Here is an 18,557-nt window from a genome sequence, read left to right on the forward strand (position 1 = left end):
CTAGCCTGTTTTATCAGGCTAATCTACATAAATGCAGATTATTTGATCTCAACAGAAGCACCGGCAGCTTCCAGCTCTTTCTTCAGAGCTTCAGCTTCGTCCTTGGACACGCCTTCCTTCAGGTTAGCCGGAGCAGCTTCTACCAGATCTTTGGCTTCTTTCAGGCCCAGACCGGTAGCGCCACGAACGGCTTTGATAACGGCAACTTTGTTGGCGCCAGCAGCAGTCAGAACTACGTCGAACTCGGTCTTCTCTTCTACTGCTTCAGCAGCAGCCGGGCCAGCCATTACGGCAGCAGCGGCAGAAACACCGAACTTCTCTTCCATAGCTTCGATCAGCTCAACAACTTCCATTACGGACATGGAAGCAACGGCTTCGATGATTTGGTCTTTAGTGATAGACATGACAAAAATTCCTGATGTTGAATAAACTCAAACAGCCTAAATAGGCGAGAATCAAGCAGCAGCTTGTTTCTGGTCGCGAACAGCAGCGATAGTACGAACCAGCTTGCCAGCAGAGGCTTCTTTCATAGTCGCCATCAACTTCGCAATTGCTTCTTCGTAAGTCGGCAGCGTGGCCAGACGATCAATTTGTGCTGCGGCGATAAACTCACCGTTAAAAGCGCCAGCCTTGATTTCGAACTTTTGGTTCGCTTTGGCAAACTCTTTGAACAGACGAGCAGCAGCGCCCGGGTGTTCGTTAGAGAAAGCAATCAAGGTAGGACCGGTAAATGCGTCGTTCAGGCACTCGTATTCGGTACCTTCTACCGCGCGACGCAGCAGGGTGTTACGCACAACGCGCATGTACACACCGGCTTCACGAGCGGTTTTACGCAGGACGGTCATCTTGTCTACAGTTACACCGCGAGAATCGGCAACAACTGCAGAAAGAGCGCCTTTGGCAGCTTCGTTGACTTCAGCAACAATTGCCTTTTTGTCTTCGAGTCCCAATGCCATTGGCTTAACTCCTGGATTGAATCCGGGTCTATTGACCCAGTACTGACACATCCCCCCTACCTTTACAACAGAGGGGAACGATGCGGTAGCAGGATTCCAGAAGAGAAAGAATCTTTCTCGCTGGGTTTCCGGCACCGTCTACGCAGGAAACATTAAGGCTTTGCAGCCTCCTGCGGTCTTGGACGGAGGTCGAAACCCCCAACCAATCAAGGCGCAAAATTATAGATTAAATTTTGCGCCTTGTAAAACCCATCAATTAGGCCTGAGCTTCCAGAGAAGCTTGGTCTACGGCAACACCGGCACCCATGGTGGTGGAGATGCTGACTTTCTTGATGAATTGACCTTTGGCGGAAGAGGGCTTGCCTTTTTTCAGGGCAACCAGCAGAGCTTCCAAGTTTTCTTTCAGCTGAACTTCGTTGAAAGAAACCTTACCCAGAGTGGTATGGATGATACCATTCTTGTCATTACGGTAACGAACCTGACCAGCCTTGGCGTTCTTGACAGCTTCGGCAACGTTAGGAGTTACAGTACCAACTTTCGGGTTCGGCATCAGGCCGCGCGGGCCCAGGATTTGACCCAGTTGACCAACAACGCGCATTGCATCCGGGGATGCGATAACTACGTCGAAGTTCATCTCGCCTTTCTTAACCAGATCGGCCAGGTCATCCATACCTACCAGGTCAGCACCGGCAGCTTTTGCTGCTTCGGCGTTGGCACCTTGAGTAAATACGGCAACGCGTACATCACGACCGGTACCGTGCGGCAGTACAGTAGCACCACGTACGTTCTGGTCAGATTTACGAGCGTCGATACCCAGGTTGACAGCAACGTCAACGCTTTCAACGAACTTGGCGGTAGCCAGTTCTTTCAGCAGGGCAATGGCTTCGTTGATGGAGTACTCTTTGGTACCGTCAACTTTTTCGCGAATAACGCGCATACGCTTGGAAAGTTTAGCCATTGTCTTAATCCTCCACTACCAGACCCATGGAACGAGCGGAGCCTGCGATGCAACGTACTTTTGCATCCAAATCGGCACCAGTCATATCCGGCTCTTTGGTCTTGGCGATTTCTTGCAGCTGAGCAACGGTCACCTTACCAACCTTGTCTTTGTTCGGCTTGGAAGAACCAGACTTGATGCCAGCAGCTTTCTTCAGCAGGAAGGAAGCAGGCGGAGTCTTGGTTTCGAAGGTGAAGGAACGGTCGCTGTAAACGGTGATCACGACCGGAGTCGGTGAACCTTTTTCCAGCTTCTCTGTACGAGCGTTGAACGCCTTACAGAATTCCATGATGTTAACACCGTGTTGACCCAGTGCAGGACCAACGGGAGGAGACGGGTTGGCTGCACCAGCAGCAACCTGCAGCTTGATATAAGCTGTGACTTTCTTAGCCATTAGGAAAATACCTCAAAAATGGGTTCTAGCGCCTCGGAGACTTGCTCCTGCAAACGGCTCCCCAACTAATAAAGGGGCAGCCAATTATAGAGATATTCGCTGCCCCTGACAACCGTTAAACGTACAGAATTCAATCAGCCTTTTTCGACCTGACCAAAATCCAGTTCAACAGGAGTAGAACGACCGAAGATCAGTACAGAGACCTTCACGCGGCTCTTCTCATAATCTACCTCTTCAACGGTACCGTTGAAGTCGGCAAACGGACCATCGGCAACCCGCACCATTTCACCCGGTTCAAACAGGGTTTTCGGACGCGGCTTGTCGTGGGCATCCTGCAGACGGTTCAGGATGGCATCGGCCTCTTTGTCGGAGATCGGTGCCGGACGGTCGGAAGTACCGCCGATGAAGCCCATGACACGCGGTACGTTACGCACCAGGTGCCATGTGGTTTCATCCATGATCATCTGGACCAGGACATAACCCGGGAAAAACTTGCGCTCACTCTTGCGCTTCTGGCCAGCACGCATCTCGACCACTTCTTCGGTCGGGACCAGTACTTCACCGAACATGTCTTCCATGCCATGCATCTTGATATGTTCGCGCAGGGACTTGGCTACACGGCCTTCATAGCCGGAAAAAGCCTGCACGACATACCATCTCATACGCTGTTCACGTTGTTCAGTCATGGCTTATCCTTACACACCGGTAATCAGGTTGACCAACCAGACCAAGGCACCGTCCAGAACGAACAGCAGCAGCCCCATCACGGCGGTCACCGCCAGCACAATCAGGGTTGTCTGAATGGCTTCCTGACGGGTCGGCCATACGACCTTGCGGACTTCCAGGCGAGACTCACGGGCGAATGCCAGTGTTGCCTTTCCCTTGGTGGTTTGCAGGGCTACTGCACCAGCAGCAGCAATGACAACGACCACACCCAGGGCGCGGACGGCAGCGACAACATCGTTGAGCAGGTAATTACCCACTACAGCGGCCGCCAGGATAATGAAAACCAGGCCCCAAAGCAGGGTATCCTTGCTTCCGCCCTGGCTCTCAGAACTAACACTCATACAACCCACCTGTATCTGACGTAACCAAAGACACAAAAGCCCCGTACGAGACGAGGTATATGGCAGGGGCGGCAGGACTCGAACCCGCAACCATCGGTTTTGGAGACCGCTGTTCTACCAATTCGAACTACGCCCCTACACAAGAAAGCCCCTATTATAGGGGCTTTGCTTTATTTATGTAAGCCAAAGATTAAGCGATAACTTTAGCTACAACACCGGCACCTACGGTACGGCCACCTTCACGGATAGCGAAACGCAGGCCGTCGTCCATCGCGATCGGCGCAATCAGGGTAACAACCATCTTGATGTTGTCGCCCGGCATTACCATCTCTACGCCTTCCGGCAGTTCGATGGTACCGGTCACGTCGGTAGTACGGAAGTAGAACTGCGGACGGTAGCCTTTGAAGAACGGGGTATGACGACCACCTTCTTCTTTGGACAGCACGTACACTTCAGATTCAAACTTGGTGTGCGGCTTGATGGTGCCCGGCTTGGCCAGTACCTGACCACGCTCAACTTCTTCACGCTTCACGCCACGCAGCAGGGCGCCGATGTTCTCGCCTGCACGACCTTCGTCCAGCAGCTTGCGGAACATTTCAACACCGGTACAGGTGGTAGAAACGGTATCTTTGATACCAACGATTTCTACGGTCTCACCTACTTTAACGATACCGCGCTCTACACGACCGGTAACTACAGTACCACGGCCAGCGATAGAGAATACGTCTTCGATCGGCATCAGGAACGGCTGGTCAATCGCACGCTCCGGCTCCGGAATGTAGCTGTCCAGGTGGCCAGCCAGTTCCAGGATCTTCTCTTCCCACTGAGCTTCGCCTTCCAACGCTTTCAGTGCAGAACCACGAACTACCGGCAGGTCATCACCCGGGAAGTCGTACTCGGACAGCAGTTCACGAACTTCCATCTCGACCAGTTCCAGCAGCTCTTCGTCATCTACCATGTCACACTTGTTCATGAACACGATGATGTACGGAACGCCTACCTGACGACCCAGCAGGATGTGCTCACGAGTCTGCGGCATCGGGCCGTCAGTCGCTGCTACTACCAGGATCGCGCCGTCCATCTGGGCAGCACCGGTGATCATGTTTTTAACGTAGTCGGCGTGACCCGGGCAATCTACGTGGGCGTAGTGACGGGTAGCGGTGTCGTATTCTACGTGGGAGGTGTTGATGGTGATACCACGCTCACGCTCTTCCGGTGCCTTGTCGATCTGGTCGAAGGCGAAAGCTTTACCACCGAAGTGCTTGGCCAGCACGTTGGTGATAGCTGCAGTCAGGGTGGTTTTACCGTGGTCAACGTGGCCGATGGTACCCACGTTAACGTGCGGTTTATTACGCTCAAATTTTTCTTTAGACATGATCGTCCCTCTAAACTAACGCTGAGTACGCGGTGGCAAGCTAACCACAGAACAGTTTATATGATGGATTTGAATCTGGTGGGAAAGAGAGAGGTACTGATGGCTGGTTCGCTTGCCGAACTCACCCTAGGGTGCGGCTCTGCTAACGCCTGAGCCATATCAGCATCTTGGAGCGGGCAGCGGGAATCGAACCCGCATCATCAGCTTGGAAGGCTGAGGTAATAGCCATTATACGATGCCCGCATTTCTCTAACCCAAAGAACTCAAACCGCAGAGAAATATGGTGGAGGGAGAAGGATTCGAACCTTCGAAGGCAGAGCCGTCAGATTTACAGTCTGATCCCTTTGGCCGCTCGGGAACCCCTCCAGACGCCAGATTGTCACAACGGTAATTCTGCTTGCACCCGTTGTGTTTATCGCTTTTGCACGGCAAATAGACGACAGACAGTCAAGCGTCGCGCATTTTATTGTAAGGTTTTGGGGGATGCAACCATTGAACCCGGCAAAATATGCTTTATTGCTGGGAAGTTTGCAAAAAAGCGGGGGCAAACAAGCCAATCCTGCTGCGTCCCTTGTCGCTCCCCCACCCTTGGTGTATGGTCGCCGTGCCCAAGAAACAGTGATGACACCATGACGACAGAGCATAACCCCTATCTGCAATTCACCCGCGAACAATGGGCGTTATTGCGCGATTCGGTCCCCCTGACCCTGACCGAACACGATCTGCAGACCCTGCGCGGGATCAACGAGAAGGTGTCATTGCGGGAAGTGGAAGAGATATATCTGCCTCTCTCCCGCCTGCTCAATCTCTATGTCAAAGCCAAACAGCGTCGCAGCCGGGTGCTGGAGCAGTTCCTCGGCCAGTCCCGCGGCAAGGGCACCTATATCATCAGCATTGCCGGCAGCGTGGCGGGGGGCAAAAGTACCACGGCCCGTATTCTGCAGGCCCTGCTGGAGCGCTGGCCGGAACACCCGCGGGTGGAGCTGGTCACCACCGACGGCTTCCTCTACCCCAACAAGGTACTGGAAGAGCGCGGCCTGATGCGCCGCAAGGGGTTCCCTGAGTCCTACGACATCCGCCATCTGGTGGAGTTTGTCGCCAATATCCGCGCCGGTCACGAGAAGGTCGAAGCGCCGGTTTACTCCCACCTTATCTACGACATCATTCCCGATGAGAAGAAGGTGGTGGAGCAGCCGGACATCCTGATCCTGGAAGGGCTCAATGTGCTGCAAAGCGGCATGGATTACCCTCAGGAGCCCCATCGGGTCTTCGTGTCGGACTTCGTCGACTTCTCCATCTATGTGGATGCCGATGCAGAACTGCTGCGCACCTGGTATATCGAACGCTTCCTGAAATTCCGCAGCGGCGCCTTCTCGGATCCCGACTCCTACTTCCATAACTACGCCAAGCTGGCGGAGAGTGAGGCGACCCAGATCGCCAGCAACATCTGGCAAGATATCAACTATCTGAATTTGCAAGAAAATATCCTGCCAACGCGTGAGCGAGCCAACCTGATCATGACCAAGGGCCATGAGCACGCCATCGAGCAGATCAAACTGCGCAAATGATGACAGCCATTGCCGGATAACGAAGAGGGGGCCCGCAGGCCCCCTCTTCTGTTTGGCATCATCAGCGGCCTTGCTGACCCTCAGTCGCCCCGGCGCAGGGAGAGCTCGCCCCCTAGATAGAATTTGATCCCTTCACCTGTCTCCAGCCGCAGGGCGCCGCGATCGTCGATGCCACGGGCGATGCCGCGGATCTCCTGATCACCCATCAACAAGCGCACCGGGCGACCGGCAAAGTGATCGAGCCGGTTCCACTCATCGACAAAGCTTGCCAGCCCCTGCTGCTCAAAGGTGTGCAGCGCCCGCTGCAGATGGACGATCATCCGGGCTGCCAGCTGATTGCGATCCACCAGCTCGGGATTGATGTGGCGCAGCTCAGCCCAGGCCTGATCAATCTTCTCACCTTCGCGGGCAGGCATCGCCAGATTGAGGCCGATGCCGATCACCAGATGGCAACTGGCACCGGCACTACCGCTCATCTCAACCAGAATGCCCGCCAGCTTGCGGCCCTGATAGTAGAGGTCGTTCGGCCACTTGAGCTCGACCCCCTGATAACCAAGGGACTCCAGCGCCTCAACCACTGCCACGCCGACCGCCAGACTCAGCCCCATGGCTGCCGCCATGCCTTGTTCGAGTCGCCAGTACATGCTGAGGATCAGCTGGCAACCGAACGGCGAAATCCAGGGTTTGCCACGACGCCCGCGCCCGGCTGTCTGACACTCGGCCAGACAGCTCTCGCCGGAGCACAGCTCATTGACCCGATCCAGCAGGTGTTGATTGGTCGAGCCAATGACCGGAAAACAGTGCACCGGCGCCATCGGGGCCAGTGCCTGCAAGGTAGCCTGATCATAGAGCGCCATCGGCACCGCCAGCCGGTAGCCCTTGCCGGTCAGGCTAAAGAGATCCAGCCCCAGCTCCTTGAGCGCCGCCATGTGTTTGCTTACCGCAGCCCGGCTGATGCCGAGCTGCTCGCCCAGCTGTTCGCCGGAGTGAAACTGGCCGTCGCTGAGCAGGGTGATCAGGGTCTGTCTGATGGGAGTCAACGTCATGAGAGCACCTCGTCGAGCCAGGTTTCACCGTGCGCGCCCATAAAGCGCACCTCATGCTCCAACACCACGCCAAACGTCTGCTCCACGCTGTCGCGGACATGGGCCGCCAGCGCGATCAGCTCCATGGCACTGGCGCCCCCCAGATTGACCAGCACCAGCGCCTGCTCCTGATGAACGGCGGCACGGCCAATGGCGAAACCTTTCAGACCGCACTGATCGATGAGCCAGCCCGCCGCCAGCTTGGCCTGCCCTTCTCCGGCCGGATAGCAGGGCATCTGCGGGTAGCGCGACTTGAGCGACTCCGCCAGCGCGGCAGGCACCACCGGATTTTTGAAGAAGCTGCCGGCATTGCCGAGCACAGCGGGATCCGGCAGCTTGGCCATGCGGGTGGCACAGACGGTATCGAAGATGGCCTGGGCCGAAGGCGCGTCACCGAGCGCCGCCAGCGGGCCATAGCCCAGCACCGGTTGCCACGCCTTGGGCAGTTTGAGCCCGACGGCGGTGATCAGGTGGGAATCCTGATACTCGTGTTTGAAGATACTGTCGCGATAACCGAAGCGGCACTCTGCCGCCGCGATCCGTTCAATCTCGCCACTCTGCCAGTTGAACGCCTCGACATAGGCGCAGAAGTCGGCCAGCTCAACGCCATAGGCACCGATGTTCTGCACCGGCGCTGCACCGACCGTACCGGGAATGAGCGCCAGATTCTCCAGCCCGAACCAGCCCTGTTGCAAGGTATGGCGCACCAGCTGATGCCAATCTTCACCGGCCGCCACATGGAGCAACCAGTGATCGCCACCATCTTCAGCGGTAATCCCCTTGAGCCGGTTGAGCACCACCAGACCGAGAAAATCGGTGGTGAAGAGCATGTTGCTGCCGCCGCCCAGATTGAGGCGAGGCAACTGGTTGAGCTGTGGATCGGCACGCAGGGTCGCCAGATCGGCAACCTGCTCCACCTCGGCCAGCCAGAGGCAGTACGCATCGAGGGCAAGGGTGTTGAGCTTCAACAAGGAGGCGTTGGCATTCAGTTTCATCGGTCTATCCCGGCTTGGTGCAAGGGCGCAGTCTACCTCAAGTTACCCCATGACGAAAAACCCGAGCCCTTTTCGGGGGAATAGCAGTGGTTTAGAGTAGGCGACTTCAACTGCTGAGGAACAACTCATGAACAACCAGTTTGCCGTCATCGGCCTGGGCCTGTTTGGCAGCGCGCTGTGCGAAGAGCTGCAACGGCAAGATGCCGAAGTACTGGCCATCGATATCGACGAGAGCAAGACCCGGCAAATCGCCGCCCTCTGCAATCACGTGATCGTGGCGGATGCTACCGACGAGGCCACCGTGGCCGAGCTGGGACTGGCCAATTTCGATATCGTCTTCGTTGCCATCGGTGACAACCTGGAGACCAGCATCCTCACGACCCTCGTCTTGAAAGAGGCGGGCGTGAAGAAGGTGTGGGTCAAGGCGCGCGACGAGTTCCACGCCAAGATCCTGCAGAAAGTGGGCGCCGACAAGGTGATCAACCCTGAGTGGGACATGGGCCGCCGGGTCGCCCAGAGCATGCTGGACAACCGGCTGTTCGACTATCTGGAGCTGGGCCACGACATGGTGCTGACCGAGTTCGTGATCGGCCTGCAACAGAACGGCCGGGAACTAGGTGACTTCCACCTGCTGCAACAGAGCGATTTCCAGCTGCTCGCCATCAAGCGTGGTGATGTGCTGCACAACGTGCTGACCGGCAAGATGGAGCTGCAACTGGGCGACATCCTGATCCTGGCGGGCAACAAGCACGCCATCGACCACTGGCTCGAAACCCTATGATCAACTGGCGCAGCAGCTACGCCTTCGCCCTCCATCGGGAGCAGGACTCTCGCTGGAGTGAAGCCCGGCTGATCCTCGGCAGCTTTCTGATCATTCTGCTGATTGGCACCATCTTTCTGGTGCAACCCTCCAGCCACAATGGCGAGGTTACCTTCGTCAACGCCCTGTTTACCGCCACCTCGGCCATCAGCGTGACAGGTCTTGGCGTGGTGGATACCGGCACCGCCTTCACCCTGCAGGGGCAGATTTTCCTGCTGATGCTGATGGAGATCGGCGGTCTGGGCCAGATGACCATGACCCTGCTGCTGATAGCCATCTTCAGCAAGCGGGTCGGTCTGCGCCAACAGGTACTGGCCAAGGAGGCGCTGGGACAGGAAGGCTCGGTCAACATCATTCAGCTGGTCAAACGGATCGTCCTGTTCGCCTTTATTGCCCAACTGATCGGCACCGGCATCATGGCGATCCGCTGGGTGCCCGAGATGGGGTGGGTGCACGGCCTCTATGTCAGCTTCTTCCACGCAGTATCGGCCTTCAACAACGCCGGGTTTTCGCTGTTTGCCAACAACCTCATCGACTATAGAGACGACCCCATCATCAGCTTGACCATCGCCGGTCTGCTGATCCTGGGGGGGATCGGCTTTACCGTCATCGTCGATCTGGTGCGCAACCGCCGCTGGCGCAAGCTGAAGCTGCACAGCAAGTTGATGCTGCTGATGACCCCGGCGCTGCTGCTGGCCGGTACCCTGATGTTCTGGCTGCTGGAACACAACAACCCCGGCACCCTCGGCAAGGCCGGTATCGGTGGCCAGCTGCTGGCGGCCTTTTTCCAATCTGCCAGTGCCCGTACCGCCGGTTTCAATACCATAGATATCGGGCTGATGACCCCGGCGGCGCTGCTGTTCCTGATGATGCTGATGTTTATCGGTGCCGGTGCCACCTCGACCGGTGGTGGTATCAAAGTCACCACTTTCGCGGTTGTGCTGCTGGCGACCAAGGCATTTCTGACCAAACGGCCCCATGTCACCGCTTTTGGCCGCACCCTGTCGCCCCAGATCGTGACACGCTCGCTGGCCATCATCATCGTCAGCACCATGGTGCTGATGCTGGCGATGTTCCTGCTGATGGTGACCGAGGATCTGCCATTCGACAAAATCATGTTCGAGACCATCTCGGCATTTGCCACCGTCGGCCTCTCTACCGGCATCACCGCCTCCCTGAGCGAGCCGGGCAAGCTGATCCTGGTACTGGTGATGATCTGCGGCCGTCTAGGCCCGCTGACCCTGGCCTTTATGCTGGCCCGCCCGGTCGAGACCCGCATCCGTTATCCGGAAGAGAACGTCTATACCGGCTGACCAGCCATGAACACGGGGCAGCCACTGGCTGCCCCGTTTTTTTATTCGGCTTGTTGCTGCGCCTTGAGCCAGCGCCCCGGGCTCACCCCCAGCTCCCGCTCGAATGCCCGACCAAAGGCAACACTGCTGCTGTATCCCGCACCCAGCGCCACCTGCACCATGGGCTCCCCCGCCAGCAGTTGCTGGCAGGCGCGCGCCATGCGCCAGTGGGTCAGATAACCAAGCGGCGCTTGACCGACCCGCTCCTGAAACCTCGCGGCAAAGCGGGCCCGCGACATGCCGGCCTCCCGCGCCAGCGTGGCCACCGTCCAGGGTTCATCCCCACGCTGATGCATCACCGAGATCGCCTTGGCCAACTGGGGATCGGAAATACCTGCCAGCATCCCCTGCTGACACACCCCTTGCTCGACCAGATGACGCAGCAGCAGGATCAACAGTATCTCCAGCAAGCGGAAGATCAGCGGATCCTGCCCGTAGCGGGGGTGAAACGCCTCGTCAAACAGCTGACTCAGCACCGGCGTCAGGGCAGGCAACTCACGCAGCGGCAGCACCAGCGAGCCCGGTAATGCCAGTTGCAACGGCGATGCGCCCCCCTTGCCGAATGCGACATTGGCACACACCAGATCGCAACCCCCCAACGTTCTGGGTTCAAGCTTGTGAGGACGTCCCCGAGGGAACAGGAGCAGGGTCGGCTCCTCGAGCAGCAAGCTGGCCCCCCCCTCCTCACGCAGCATGACGACACCGCTGCGCAGCAGATGAAGATGTCCGCCACTCGGGTAATCATCACTGGAGGAGTTCTGGCACAGGTTGCCGGCGAAGAAGATCTTGGCTTCGGGGGAAGCATGAACCAACAGGGCAGAGAGCGGATCCATATTTGAGACGAATAGTATTTATTTGCAGACGATGAGTGATAAACCGTATCACGAATGACGGCACACTGTCTCCCGTACCTTCACTACCACAGGAGAAGATCATGAGCCGTATCCAACCCGTATCCCAGCCGCAACCCGCAGCCGCCCAGACCCTGACCACCCTGCACCGCAATCTGGGTATGGTGCCCAACCTCTACGCCACCCTGGCCCACTCGCCAGCACTGCTCAATGGCTTCCTGGGCTTTGCCGAGGCGCTTGGCAAGGGGCGCCTCACTGCCTCACAACGGGAGTTGCTGGCACTGGCCATAGGTCAAGCCAACGCCTGCCAATACTGTTTGTCTGCCCACACACTGCTCGCGGGCAAGGCCGGATTCTCGGCTCAGGAGATCCGGGCAGCCCGGCTCGGCCAGGCCTCGGCTCCGCTTGATCACGCCCTGCTGCAACTGGCAACGGCGCTGGTCAACCAGCGCGGGGTGATCAGTGACGAGCAGCTTGCTAGCGCCCGTGCCGCAGGCGTAGATGACGAGCTACTGCTGGAGGTGCTCGGCCAGGTGGTGGTCAATACCCTGACCAACTATGGCAACCACTTGGCGGCGACCGAGATCGACTTCCCGCCCGTCACTCTGACCCCTTAAACAAGGAACCCCCCATGCAGCAACATGACAAAGGCTTTCTGGTCGCCCTGGCGGGCGTGGTATTGACCCTGCTCTGGATCGGCGTCTTCAAGTTTACCCCGACAGAGGCAGCTGCCATCAAACCACTGGTAGCCAGCCACCCCTTGATGAGCTGGCTCTATGGCCCCCTGTCGGAGCAGAGCGTATCGAACCTGATCGGGGTGGTCGAGATAGTGATCGCCATCGGACTGGTCGTGGGTCTGTGGCAACCTCGCATCGGTTACTGGTGCAGCATGGGGGCTATCGTCACCTTCCTGGCGACGCTGAGCTTCCTGCTGACCCTGACAGGTGTCTGGAAGATGGTTGACGGCGTGCCAGTCACCGAGTTCTTCCTGTTCAAGGATCTGGTGTTTCTCGGTGTGGTTCTGCACTACCAGCACAGGATCCGTGCCAGCTTGTCCACTCAGGCAGCCTGACAACAATGCCTTTGGCGCCCGGGATGGGCGCCTTTTTTCGTTATGCCGCCCTGGTCTGGCGCTTGCTGGCCGTCTTGCGCGGTCGGGGCCCGCCAGTCGTGCTGGCCGCCGAACTCTTGCGCTTGGTAAAACGCCGCTTGCCGGCACCCGGCGCCTCCTTGGGCAGGGCGCTGAAGCTGGCGCCGGAGTCCTGCCGCGCCCCTTCAATCAGGCCGTTAAGCTGCTCGGTGAGCGGCCCCATAAACTGCTGGTAGCTGCCGTGGCGCTCGGCGATCTGGCCGAGGCTCTGCTCCCACAGCGCCGTCATATCCGGCGTGGTAGCTGTCGCGGGCAACGCCTGAACCAGCGCCCGTCCGGTCGGGGTCGCCTTGATGCTCTTGCCCTGACGCACCAGAAAGCGGCGCTTGAACAGCAGGTCGATAATGCCTGCTCGGGTCGCTTCGGTGCCGAGGCCATCGGTGTCGCGCAGGGTCTTGCGAATCTCGGGATCCTGCACATAGCGGGCGATGCCGGTCATGGCCGCCAGCAGGGTGGCATCGGTGAACGACTTGGGCGGCTGGGTCATTTTCTCCTGCAGTTCGCCCCGCTCGCACAGCAGTTGCTCTCCCTCTTTCAGGGCAGGCAGCGTGCCCGCCTTCTCTTCGTCGTCATCCTCCTCCACCCCGAGCAGTGCCTTCCAGCCCGCTTTGAGAATGCGCCGTGCCTTGGCCTGAAACAGACCACCGGCGATGCGCAGCAGCACCTTGCTGTCGTTGTATTCGAACGGGGGATAGAACTGCAGCAGATACTGTCGGGCAATCAGGCCATAGAGCTTCGCCTCGTCGGCCCCCAGCGTGGCAGGGTTGCCCTGCTTCTCGGTGGGTATGATAGCGTGGTGGGCATCCACCTTGCTGTCGTTCCACGCCTTGCTGCGGATCTTGCCGTCCGCCTCGGCAACTGCCTTGGCCAGCGCGGGCGCTGTGGCGGCGATGGCGCTGCGCACCTGCTCGGCCCGCTTGAAGTGGTCGGTCGGCAGATAGCGGCTGTCGGAGCGCGGATAGGTGATGAGCTTGTGACGCTCGTAGAGGCTTTGGCAGATGTCGAGCACCCGCTTGGCATCCATGCCGAACCGCTTGGCGGCATCGATCTGCAGGCTGGAGAGGTTGTAAGGCAGCGGCGCCGCCTGCTTGCGGGCCTGCTCCTCCACCGATTCGACTTGCGCAGGCTGGCCGTTGATCCGGCTCACCACCTTGTCGGCCAGCGCCCGATTGAGCACCCGCCCCTCCTCATCCTGCCACGGCAGGCAGGCTTCCGATGGCAGCCACTTGGCGGTGAAGCGCTCGTTGCTATCGGTCAGCAGATGGGCCAGCACCTCGTAGAAGGGTTTGGGGACGAAGGCCTCGATCTCGAGATCCCGCCGCACCACCAGCCCCAGCAGCGGGGTCTGCACCCGACCAACCGAGAGCAGCTCGCTGCAACCCGCCTTGCGTCCGAGCAGGGTGTAGGCGCGGGTCATGTTGATGCCATAGAGCCAGTCAGCCCGACTGCGGGCCAGTGCGGAAACCGCCAGCGGCACGAACTCCTTGTTGTCTCTGAGCTTGTCGAGGGCGCGGCGCACCGCGGGCGGGTTGAGATCGCTGATGAGGCAGCGCTGCACCGGCTTGGTTTTCGGGTAGCCGAGAAAGTCGATCACCTCATCCACCAGCAACTGCCCTTCCCGGTCCGGGTCACCGGCGTTGACCACGCAGTCCGCCTGCTTGATCAGCCGCTTGATGACGGTGAGCTGGGTTTTGGTCTTGGGCTTGGCCACCAGCTGCCACTGGGCGGGGATGATGGGGAGATGCTCCATCCGCCACTGCTTGAAGGCGGCGTCATAGGCATCGGGCTCGGCCTGCTCCAGCAGGTGGCCGATACACCAGGTGACCACATCCCCCTGGGCTGTTTCGATAAAACCGTCGCCCTTCTTGTGGGGCTTGGGCAGGGCATCGGCAATGGCGCGGCCCAGCGTGGGCTTCTCGGCGATAAAGAGTCGCATCGGTGGCTACCTGCAATACTGTATATGCAGACAGTATACAACTACCACCGCGAAAGCCCAACTGCCCCTATTCGTCGAACGGGTGATCGTGGATGGCGGCAAACAGCCGCGCCTGATTGAGCAGCGGCGCATAGTGGAAGGCATTCTCGCCATCTTCCACCAGCAGGTAGTCGGTCAGCTGTTCGCGCACCGCCTCTTGCAGGGTCTCCAGCTTCCACGGCTTGGCGAGGTAGTAGTGCAACCCGCCACGATTGACCGCCTCGACGGTGGCCTCCAGCCCCGCTTGTCCGGTCAGCAGCAATTTGCGACTGGCGCGGGTAGTGGCACGCCGGTTCAGCTCCACCAGAAAATCGACCCCCAGGGTTCCCGGCATGATGTGGTCACAGAGGATCAGCGCCAGCTTGTTGCCGTCGCTCTCCCACTCCTCCACCACCGCTCGCGCCTCATCGACGCTCTCGGCGGCTTCCAGTTCGAAGTGGGAACGGAACGGGGCGAGATCGTGGATCACCGCATCCAGCACCTCACGCTCATCGTCCACACACAGGATCAGATAGTGTTTGTTCATTGCTCCTCCTTGGCGACATGGTTTGGCACGCCGCGCGATTGATGCTGGCGACGGCTCAGGCCGCATGCTCCTTGTTGTGATGAGGTTCGCCCCCGTAACCGGCCTGCCCCATGCCGTCCAGCGGCAGACAGACCCGCATCCGGGTGTAACGGCCCGGTTCGGAGGCCACCTCAATCCGACCGTGGTGCTGCTGAACTATCTGCAGCGAAACGCTCAGACCGATACCGAGGCCGAAATGGCCCTCCCGCTTGGTGGTGAAGTTGAGATCGAAGATCCGCTGCCACAGCTCGGGCTCGATGCCGCAACCGTTATCCTCGATCTCTACCATGACCCACTCGGGATCCAGCAATCCGGTGCGGATGGTGAGTCGCCCCGAGCCGCTCATGGCATCCAGACTGTTGGCGATCAGGTTGGTCCACACCTGTTGCAGGGCGATAGGGTGACAGCGCACCAGCGGCAGCGGCTGGTACTCCTTGCAGAGCTCATGATGCTTGAGGCGGTTTTCGAAAATCATCAAGGTATCTTCCAGCCCCTCGTGCAGGTCCACCAGCGAGGGCTCGGCCCGATCCTGCCGGGCATACTGCTTGAGGCTCTTGACCAGATCGCCGATGCGACGGGCACACACTTCGATATTGCGCAGGAAGCTGCCGGTCTGCTGGAACAGCTCCAGCCGGGAGAGCAGCGCCTCCCGCTCGGCGGCGGTGCGGCTGGCAAACCAGCGCTGCCAGTTCAGCTCGTCATCCAGATTCATCTGCACCGCCAGCCGCGCCTGCTGGCGATCGCCAAAGCGCCCCTCAGCCTGCCGGGTCTTGTCACGGATCTCGCTGGTCGAGACCGGCTGGGAGGAGAGCGCCTGACAGAGGGTCTGGTTGCCAAGCCCCTTGATGGTTGCTGGCAGCTCGAGATTGACCAGATCGGGGATGGCGGCCCGCAGGGTCTCGCTGCCACGGATAATGGCCGCCACCGGGTTGTTCAGCTCGTGGGCGACACCGGCCACCAGCTGACCCAGCATCGCCATCTTTTCGCTCTCCACCAGCTGGGCGTGAGCGGCATCGAGGGAGTTGAGGGTCTGTTGCAGCCGCATCTCGGTGCGGATGCTGTTTTGCAGACGGCGGTTGAAGTGGCGCAGCAGCAGGTTGGTAAAGGAGGGGAGCAGTTCGCTGCGCGCCTGCATCACCCGGGAGAATTGCAGCTTGTCGAGCTTGATCACCTCGGCACCGGTCAGAGTCACGCCGGTGGTGAAGGCGGGTTCTCCAGTCACAAATGACATGCCCCCCACCAGCGAGCCGGTACGGTAGTGCACTACCTCCTGATCGATCCCCTGCTCGTCCCGCTTGCGCAGCACCACCTCCCCCTTGGCGATAAACCAGAGGAAGCTGTTGGGCTCCCCCTCGCGGGTCAGCACATGGCCCGGGCTGTAGTGGCGGCAGACCCGCTCCTCGTCATTGCCCTCGAAAAACTGGTAGAGGCCGTCGATCACCACCCGGGAGAGTTCTTCATCGCTGCAGTGGGTGTAATCCATAAAGCCCTGCCGATAGGCGGCCAACTGGCGATCGACATGGGCTCGCAGCAGCTTCTGGTTGTCGAGCACGGCGGCATAGCTCAGCAGGTCCGCCTCGGGACGCTGCAATACAAAGTGGCTAGCCTGCTCGATCACCGCCCGGCGCAGGCTGCCATCGCGCCAGGGGCGTTGCAGGTAGTAGTCGAGACGACCGAGGTTGACCGCCTCGATGATCGATTTCATCTCCGGCTGGCTGCCGAGCAGGATCTTGCGGCACGCCTCGTGACGGCTGCCGAGGCGGATCAGAAAATCGGCCCCTCGCCCATCCCCCAGCTCGCTGTCACACACCACCACGGCGGGTGGCTGCCCCTTGCGATCCAGCTCGTCCAAGGCCAGCTCCGCCGACCCCTGACCGACTACCACCACCAGCGCGAAATGGCCGAGCAGCGGAGCCAACTCCTGTTCGAATTCGGCCAGCAGTTGCACGTTGGCAGCGACACACAGCAGTGAGAAAGGGCTCATCAGCGACACTCCGTTGAGGCTCACTGCTCACTATATCAGCGAATCTTGTGGGGTTTTGCGAGGGGGCTAACAGCTGTCGCGGAAAGTGCACAAATAGATTAAACAGAAAACAACTGAATTTAATTCGACAATTAAATCAATAACAAAACAAAAGACAGAATGTGACAACAATCAAAAATATAAACCATGATGGAGGTCAACGCCTTATCCCTGTCATTACTACTACTATTGGACTAGTACTATGTAGGTAATTATTGACCGTAGGAAAACGCCGCCATGATTGGAAAACTGATAAGAAAAACCTGGTTCTGGCTCCTGCTGCTCGGGGCCCTGCTGGGTGTCGCGGCACTGGGTGTCACCGTGACCGTGCTGCACAAGACCAGCTCCACCGAATTCTGCGTCTCCTGCCACTCCATGCAGACTCCGCTCGCCGAGTATCAGGGCAGTGTCCACTTCCAGAACACCAAGGGGATCCGCGCCGAGTGCGCCGACTGCCACATCCCGGGCGACCCCACCTCCTACCTGTGGACCAAGATCCGCGCCGTGAAGGATATCTATCACGAGGCGATCGGCACCCTGGATACCCCGGAAAAGTATGAAGCCCACAAGCTGCGGATGGCCCAGTCCGTCTGGGACGAGCTGAAAGCCAACGACTCCGCCACCTGCCGCAGCTGCCACAGCTACGAGGCGATGGACATTCTGGCCCAGCGCCCCAATGCCCGCGCCGAGCACCCGGTCGCCATCAAGGAGGGCCAGACCTGTATCGACTGCCACCGCGGTGTCGCCCACATCATGCCTGACATGAGCGGCCTGGCTGCCGCCGGTGCCAGCGAGCTGGCGCAGGCTGCGGCCCAGACCCCGGCCAACGTCACCACCCGTTACGCCATCGCTACCACCCCGCTGTTCCTCGATGCTGCCGCCAAGACCGACGAAGGCACCCTGATGCCCTCCACCAAGGTGGAAGTGCTGGCCAACGAAAACGGCCGCGCCAAGGTGCAGATCGAAGGCTGGCAACAGGATGGCGTGAGCGAAGTGTTCTACGCCGCACCGGGCAAGCGGATCCTCAGCGTACTGGTCGGCGATGCCGCCAAGAAAGCGCTGGTCACCGGCCAGAGCGAAACCGACAGCGCCACCAACCTCACCTGGCATCAGGTCAAGCTGACCGCCTGGGTCGACCAGAGCCAGCTCATCGGCGATCAGGGCAAGCTGTGGCAATACGCCTCCACCCTGATGTCCAATAACTGTACCGGCTGCCACGGCCTCACCGCGCTGGATCACTTCAACGCCAACCAGTGGATCGGCGTCATCAAGGGGATGGAATCTCGTACCTCCCTGACCCCGGAACAGGCTCGCATGTTGACCCAGTATGTCCAGAAACACGCCAGTGACATGAGCGCGGCCCACTAAGGCTGGCACAGAGGAA

At 59.2% G+C, this 18,557-nt stretch carries 19 protein-coding genes and 3 tRNA genes; 6 read left to right on the forward strand and 16 right to left on the reverse strand.

Annotated elements, in window-relative coordinates; translation table 11 throughout:
* Nucleotides 1-38: 38 nt before the first annotated feature.
* The 10 genes from rplL to I6L41_RS14950 form a co-directional block, all read right to left on the reverse strand.
* A complete protein-coding gene (gene rplL / locus I6L41_RS14905; protein ID WP_005306304.1) occupies nt 39-404 on the reverse strand; it encodes a 50S ribosomal protein L7/L12 in 366 nt (121 codons plus the stop codon).
* 51 nt (nt 405-455) lie between these two features.
* Complete coding sequence (rplJ, locus tag I6L41_RS14910; RefSeq protein ID WP_005339895.1) at nt 456-956, reverse strand: 50S ribosomal protein L10; 501 nt, start codon at nt 954-956, stop codon at nt 456-458.
* A gap of 256 nt (nt 957-1,212) precedes the next feature.
* Nucleotides 1,213-1,914: a 50S ribosomal protein L1 gene (gene rplA, locus I6L41_RS14915; protein ID WP_005339888.1), complete on the reverse strand. Its 702-nt coding sequence runs from the start codon at nt 1,912-1,914 to the stop codon at nt 1,213-1,215.
* A gap of 4 nt (nt 1,915-1,918) precedes the next feature.
* Nucleotides 1,919-2,347, reverse strand: coding sequence for a 50S ribosomal protein L11 (gene rplK / locus I6L41_RS14920; RefSeq protein ID WP_005339887.1), 429 nt, complete (start codon nt 2,345-2,347; stop codon nt 1,919-1,921).
* A 134-nt stretch (nt 2,348-2,481) separates the two neighbouring features.
* Nucleotides 2,482-3,033 (reverse strand): transcription termination/antitermination protein NusG, encoded by a 552-nt coding sequence (gene nusG, locus I6L41_RS14925; protein WP_005306318.1) that lies wholly within the window; start codon nt 3,031-3,033, stop codon nt 2,482-2,484.
* 9 nt (nt 3,034-3,042) lie between these two features.
* Nucleotides 3,043-3,414 (reverse strand): preprotein translocase subunit SecE, encoded by a 372-nt coding sequence (gene secE / locus I6L41_RS14930; RefSeq protein WP_005306322.1) that lies wholly within the window; start codon nt 3,412-3,414, stop codon nt 3,043-3,045.
* Nucleotides 3,415-3,474: 60 nt separating this feature from the next.
* A tRNA-Trp gene (locus I6L41_RS14935) sits at nt 3,475-3,551 on the reverse strand.
* Nucleotides 3,552-3,604: 53 nt separating this feature from the next.
* On the reverse strand, nt 3,605-4,789 hold the full coding sequence (gene tuf, locus I6L41_RS14940; protein WP_005341825.1) for an elongation factor Tu: 1,185 nt from the start codon (nt 4,787-4,789) through the stop codon (nt 3,605-3,607).
* Between the two features lie 168 nt (nt 4,790-4,957).
* A tRNA-Gly gene (locus tag I6L41_RS14945) sits at nt 4,958-5,032 on the reverse strand.
* A gap of 38 nt (nt 5,033-5,070) precedes the next feature.
* Nucleotides 5,071-5,155 (reverse strand) — tRNA-Tyr (locus I6L41_RS14950).
* 263 nt (nt 5,156-5,418) lie between these two features.
* On the opposite strand from I6L41_RS14950, the gene coaA reads away from it, so the two are divergent.
* Nucleotides 5,419-6,357 carry a type I pantothenate kinase gene (coaA, locus tag I6L41_RS14955; RefSeq protein WP_005339877.1) on the forward strand — a complete coding sequence of 313 codons (939 nt, stop codon included), beginning with the start codon at nt 5,419-5,421 and terminating at the stop codon, nt 6,355-6,357.
* A gap of 80 nt (nt 6,358-6,437) precedes the next feature.
* Here the strand turns inward: coaA and birA are convergent, their stop codons facing one another.
* The gene (gene birA, locus I6L41_RS14960; protein WP_129504886.1) at nt 6,438-7,403 is read right to left on the reverse strand and encodes a bifunctional biotin--[acetyl-CoA-carboxylase] ligase/biotin operon repressor BirA; all 966 of its coding nucleotides are present in this window, start codon (nt 7,401-7,403) and stop codon (nt 6,438-6,440) included.
* The gene (gene murB / locus I6L41_RS14965; RefSeq protein ID WP_216959735.1) at nt 7,400-8,437 is read right to left on the reverse strand and encodes a UDP-N-acetylmuramate dehydrogenase; all 1,038 of its coding nucleotides are present in this window, start codon (nt 8,435-8,437) and stop codon (nt 7,400-7,402) included. The genes birA and murB overlap by 4 nt, the downstream gene beginning before the upstream one ends.
* Nucleotides 8,438-8,564: 127 nt before the next feature.
* On the opposite strand from murB, the gene I6L41_RS14970 reads away from it, so the two are divergent.
* On the forward strand, nt 8,565-9,218 hold the full coding sequence (locus I6L41_RS14970) for a TrkA family potassium uptake protein (protein WP_216959737.1): 654 nt from the start codon (nt 8,565-8,567) through the stop codon (nt 9,216-9,218).
* Nucleotides 9,215-10,570, forward strand: a complete 1,356-nt coding sequence (locus tag I6L41_RS14975; RefSeq protein ID WP_005341850.1) for a TrkH family potassium uptake protein — start codon at nt 9,215-9,217, stop codon at nt 10,568-10,570. Before I6L41_RS14970 ends, I6L41_RS14975 begins: the two co-directional genes overlap by 4 nt.
* Before the next feature lie 41 nt (nt 10,571-10,611).
* Here I6L41_RS14975 and I6L41_RS14980 read toward each other — a convergent pair whose 3' ends face one another.
* Nucleotides 10,612-11,442, reverse strand: a complete 831-nt coding sequence (locus I6L41_RS14980; protein WP_216959740.1) for an AraC family transcriptional regulator — start codon at nt 11,440-11,442, stop codon at nt 10,612-10,614.
* A 101-nt stretch (nt 11,443-11,543) separates the two neighbouring features.
* Here I6L41_RS14980 and I6L41_RS14985 point away from each other — a divergent pair, with 101 nt between their 5' ends.
* Nucleotides 11,544-12,077, forward strand: coding sequence for a carboxymuconolactone decarboxylase family protein (locus I6L41_RS14985; RefSeq protein WP_216959743.1), 534 nt, complete (start codon nt 11,544-11,546; stop codon nt 12,075-12,077).
* A 14-nt stretch (nt 12,078-12,091) separates the two neighbouring features.
* A complete protein-coding gene (locus tag I6L41_RS14990; protein WP_005357613.1) occupies nt 12,092-12,532 on the forward strand; it encodes a DUF417 family protein in 441 nt (146 codons plus the stop codon).
* Between the two features lie 40 nt (nt 12,533-12,572).
* On the opposite strand, the gene I6L41_RS14995 is transcribed toward I6L41_RS14990, so the two are convergent.
* The 3 genes from I6L41_RS14995 to I6L41_RS15005 all read right to left on the reverse strand — a co-directional run bounded on the left by I6L41_RS14995 (nt 12,573) and on the right by I6L41_RS15005 (nt 17,134).
* Complete coding sequence (locus tag I6L41_RS14995) at nt 12,573-14,546, reverse strand: DNA topoisomerase III (RefSeq protein ID WP_216959746.1); 1,974 nt, start codon at nt 14,544-14,546, stop codon at nt 12,573-12,575.
* A 67-nt stretch (nt 14,547-14,613) separates the two neighbouring features.
* On the reverse strand, nt 14,614-15,111 hold the full coding sequence (locus tag I6L41_RS15000; protein WP_216959751.1) for a response regulator: 498 nt from the start codon (nt 15,109-15,111) through the stop codon (nt 14,614-14,616).
* Nucleotides 15,112-15,166: 55 nt separating this feature from the next.
* Complete coding sequence (locus I6L41_RS15005; protein WP_216959754.1) at nt 15,167-17,134, reverse strand: ATP-binding protein; 1,968 nt, start codon at nt 17,132-17,134, stop codon at nt 15,167-15,169.
* A gap of 276 nt (nt 17,135-17,410) precedes the next feature.
* Between I6L41_RS15005 and I6L41_RS15010 the strand changes: the two genes are divergently transcribed.
* Nucleotides 17,411-18,541: a NapC/NirT family cytochrome c gene (locus tag I6L41_RS15010; RefSeq protein ID WP_005339847.1), complete on the forward strand. Its 1,131-nt coding sequence runs from the start codon at nt 17,411-17,413 to the stop codon at nt 18,539-18,541.
* Nucleotides 18,542-18,557: the final 16 nt, after the last annotated feature.

The sequence above is a fragment of the Aeromonas sp. FDAARGOS 1411 genome, assembly GCF_019047125.1.
GTDB lineage: Bacteria > Pseudomonadota > Gammaproteobacteria > Enterobacterales > Aeromonadaceae > Aeromonas > Aeromonas veronii.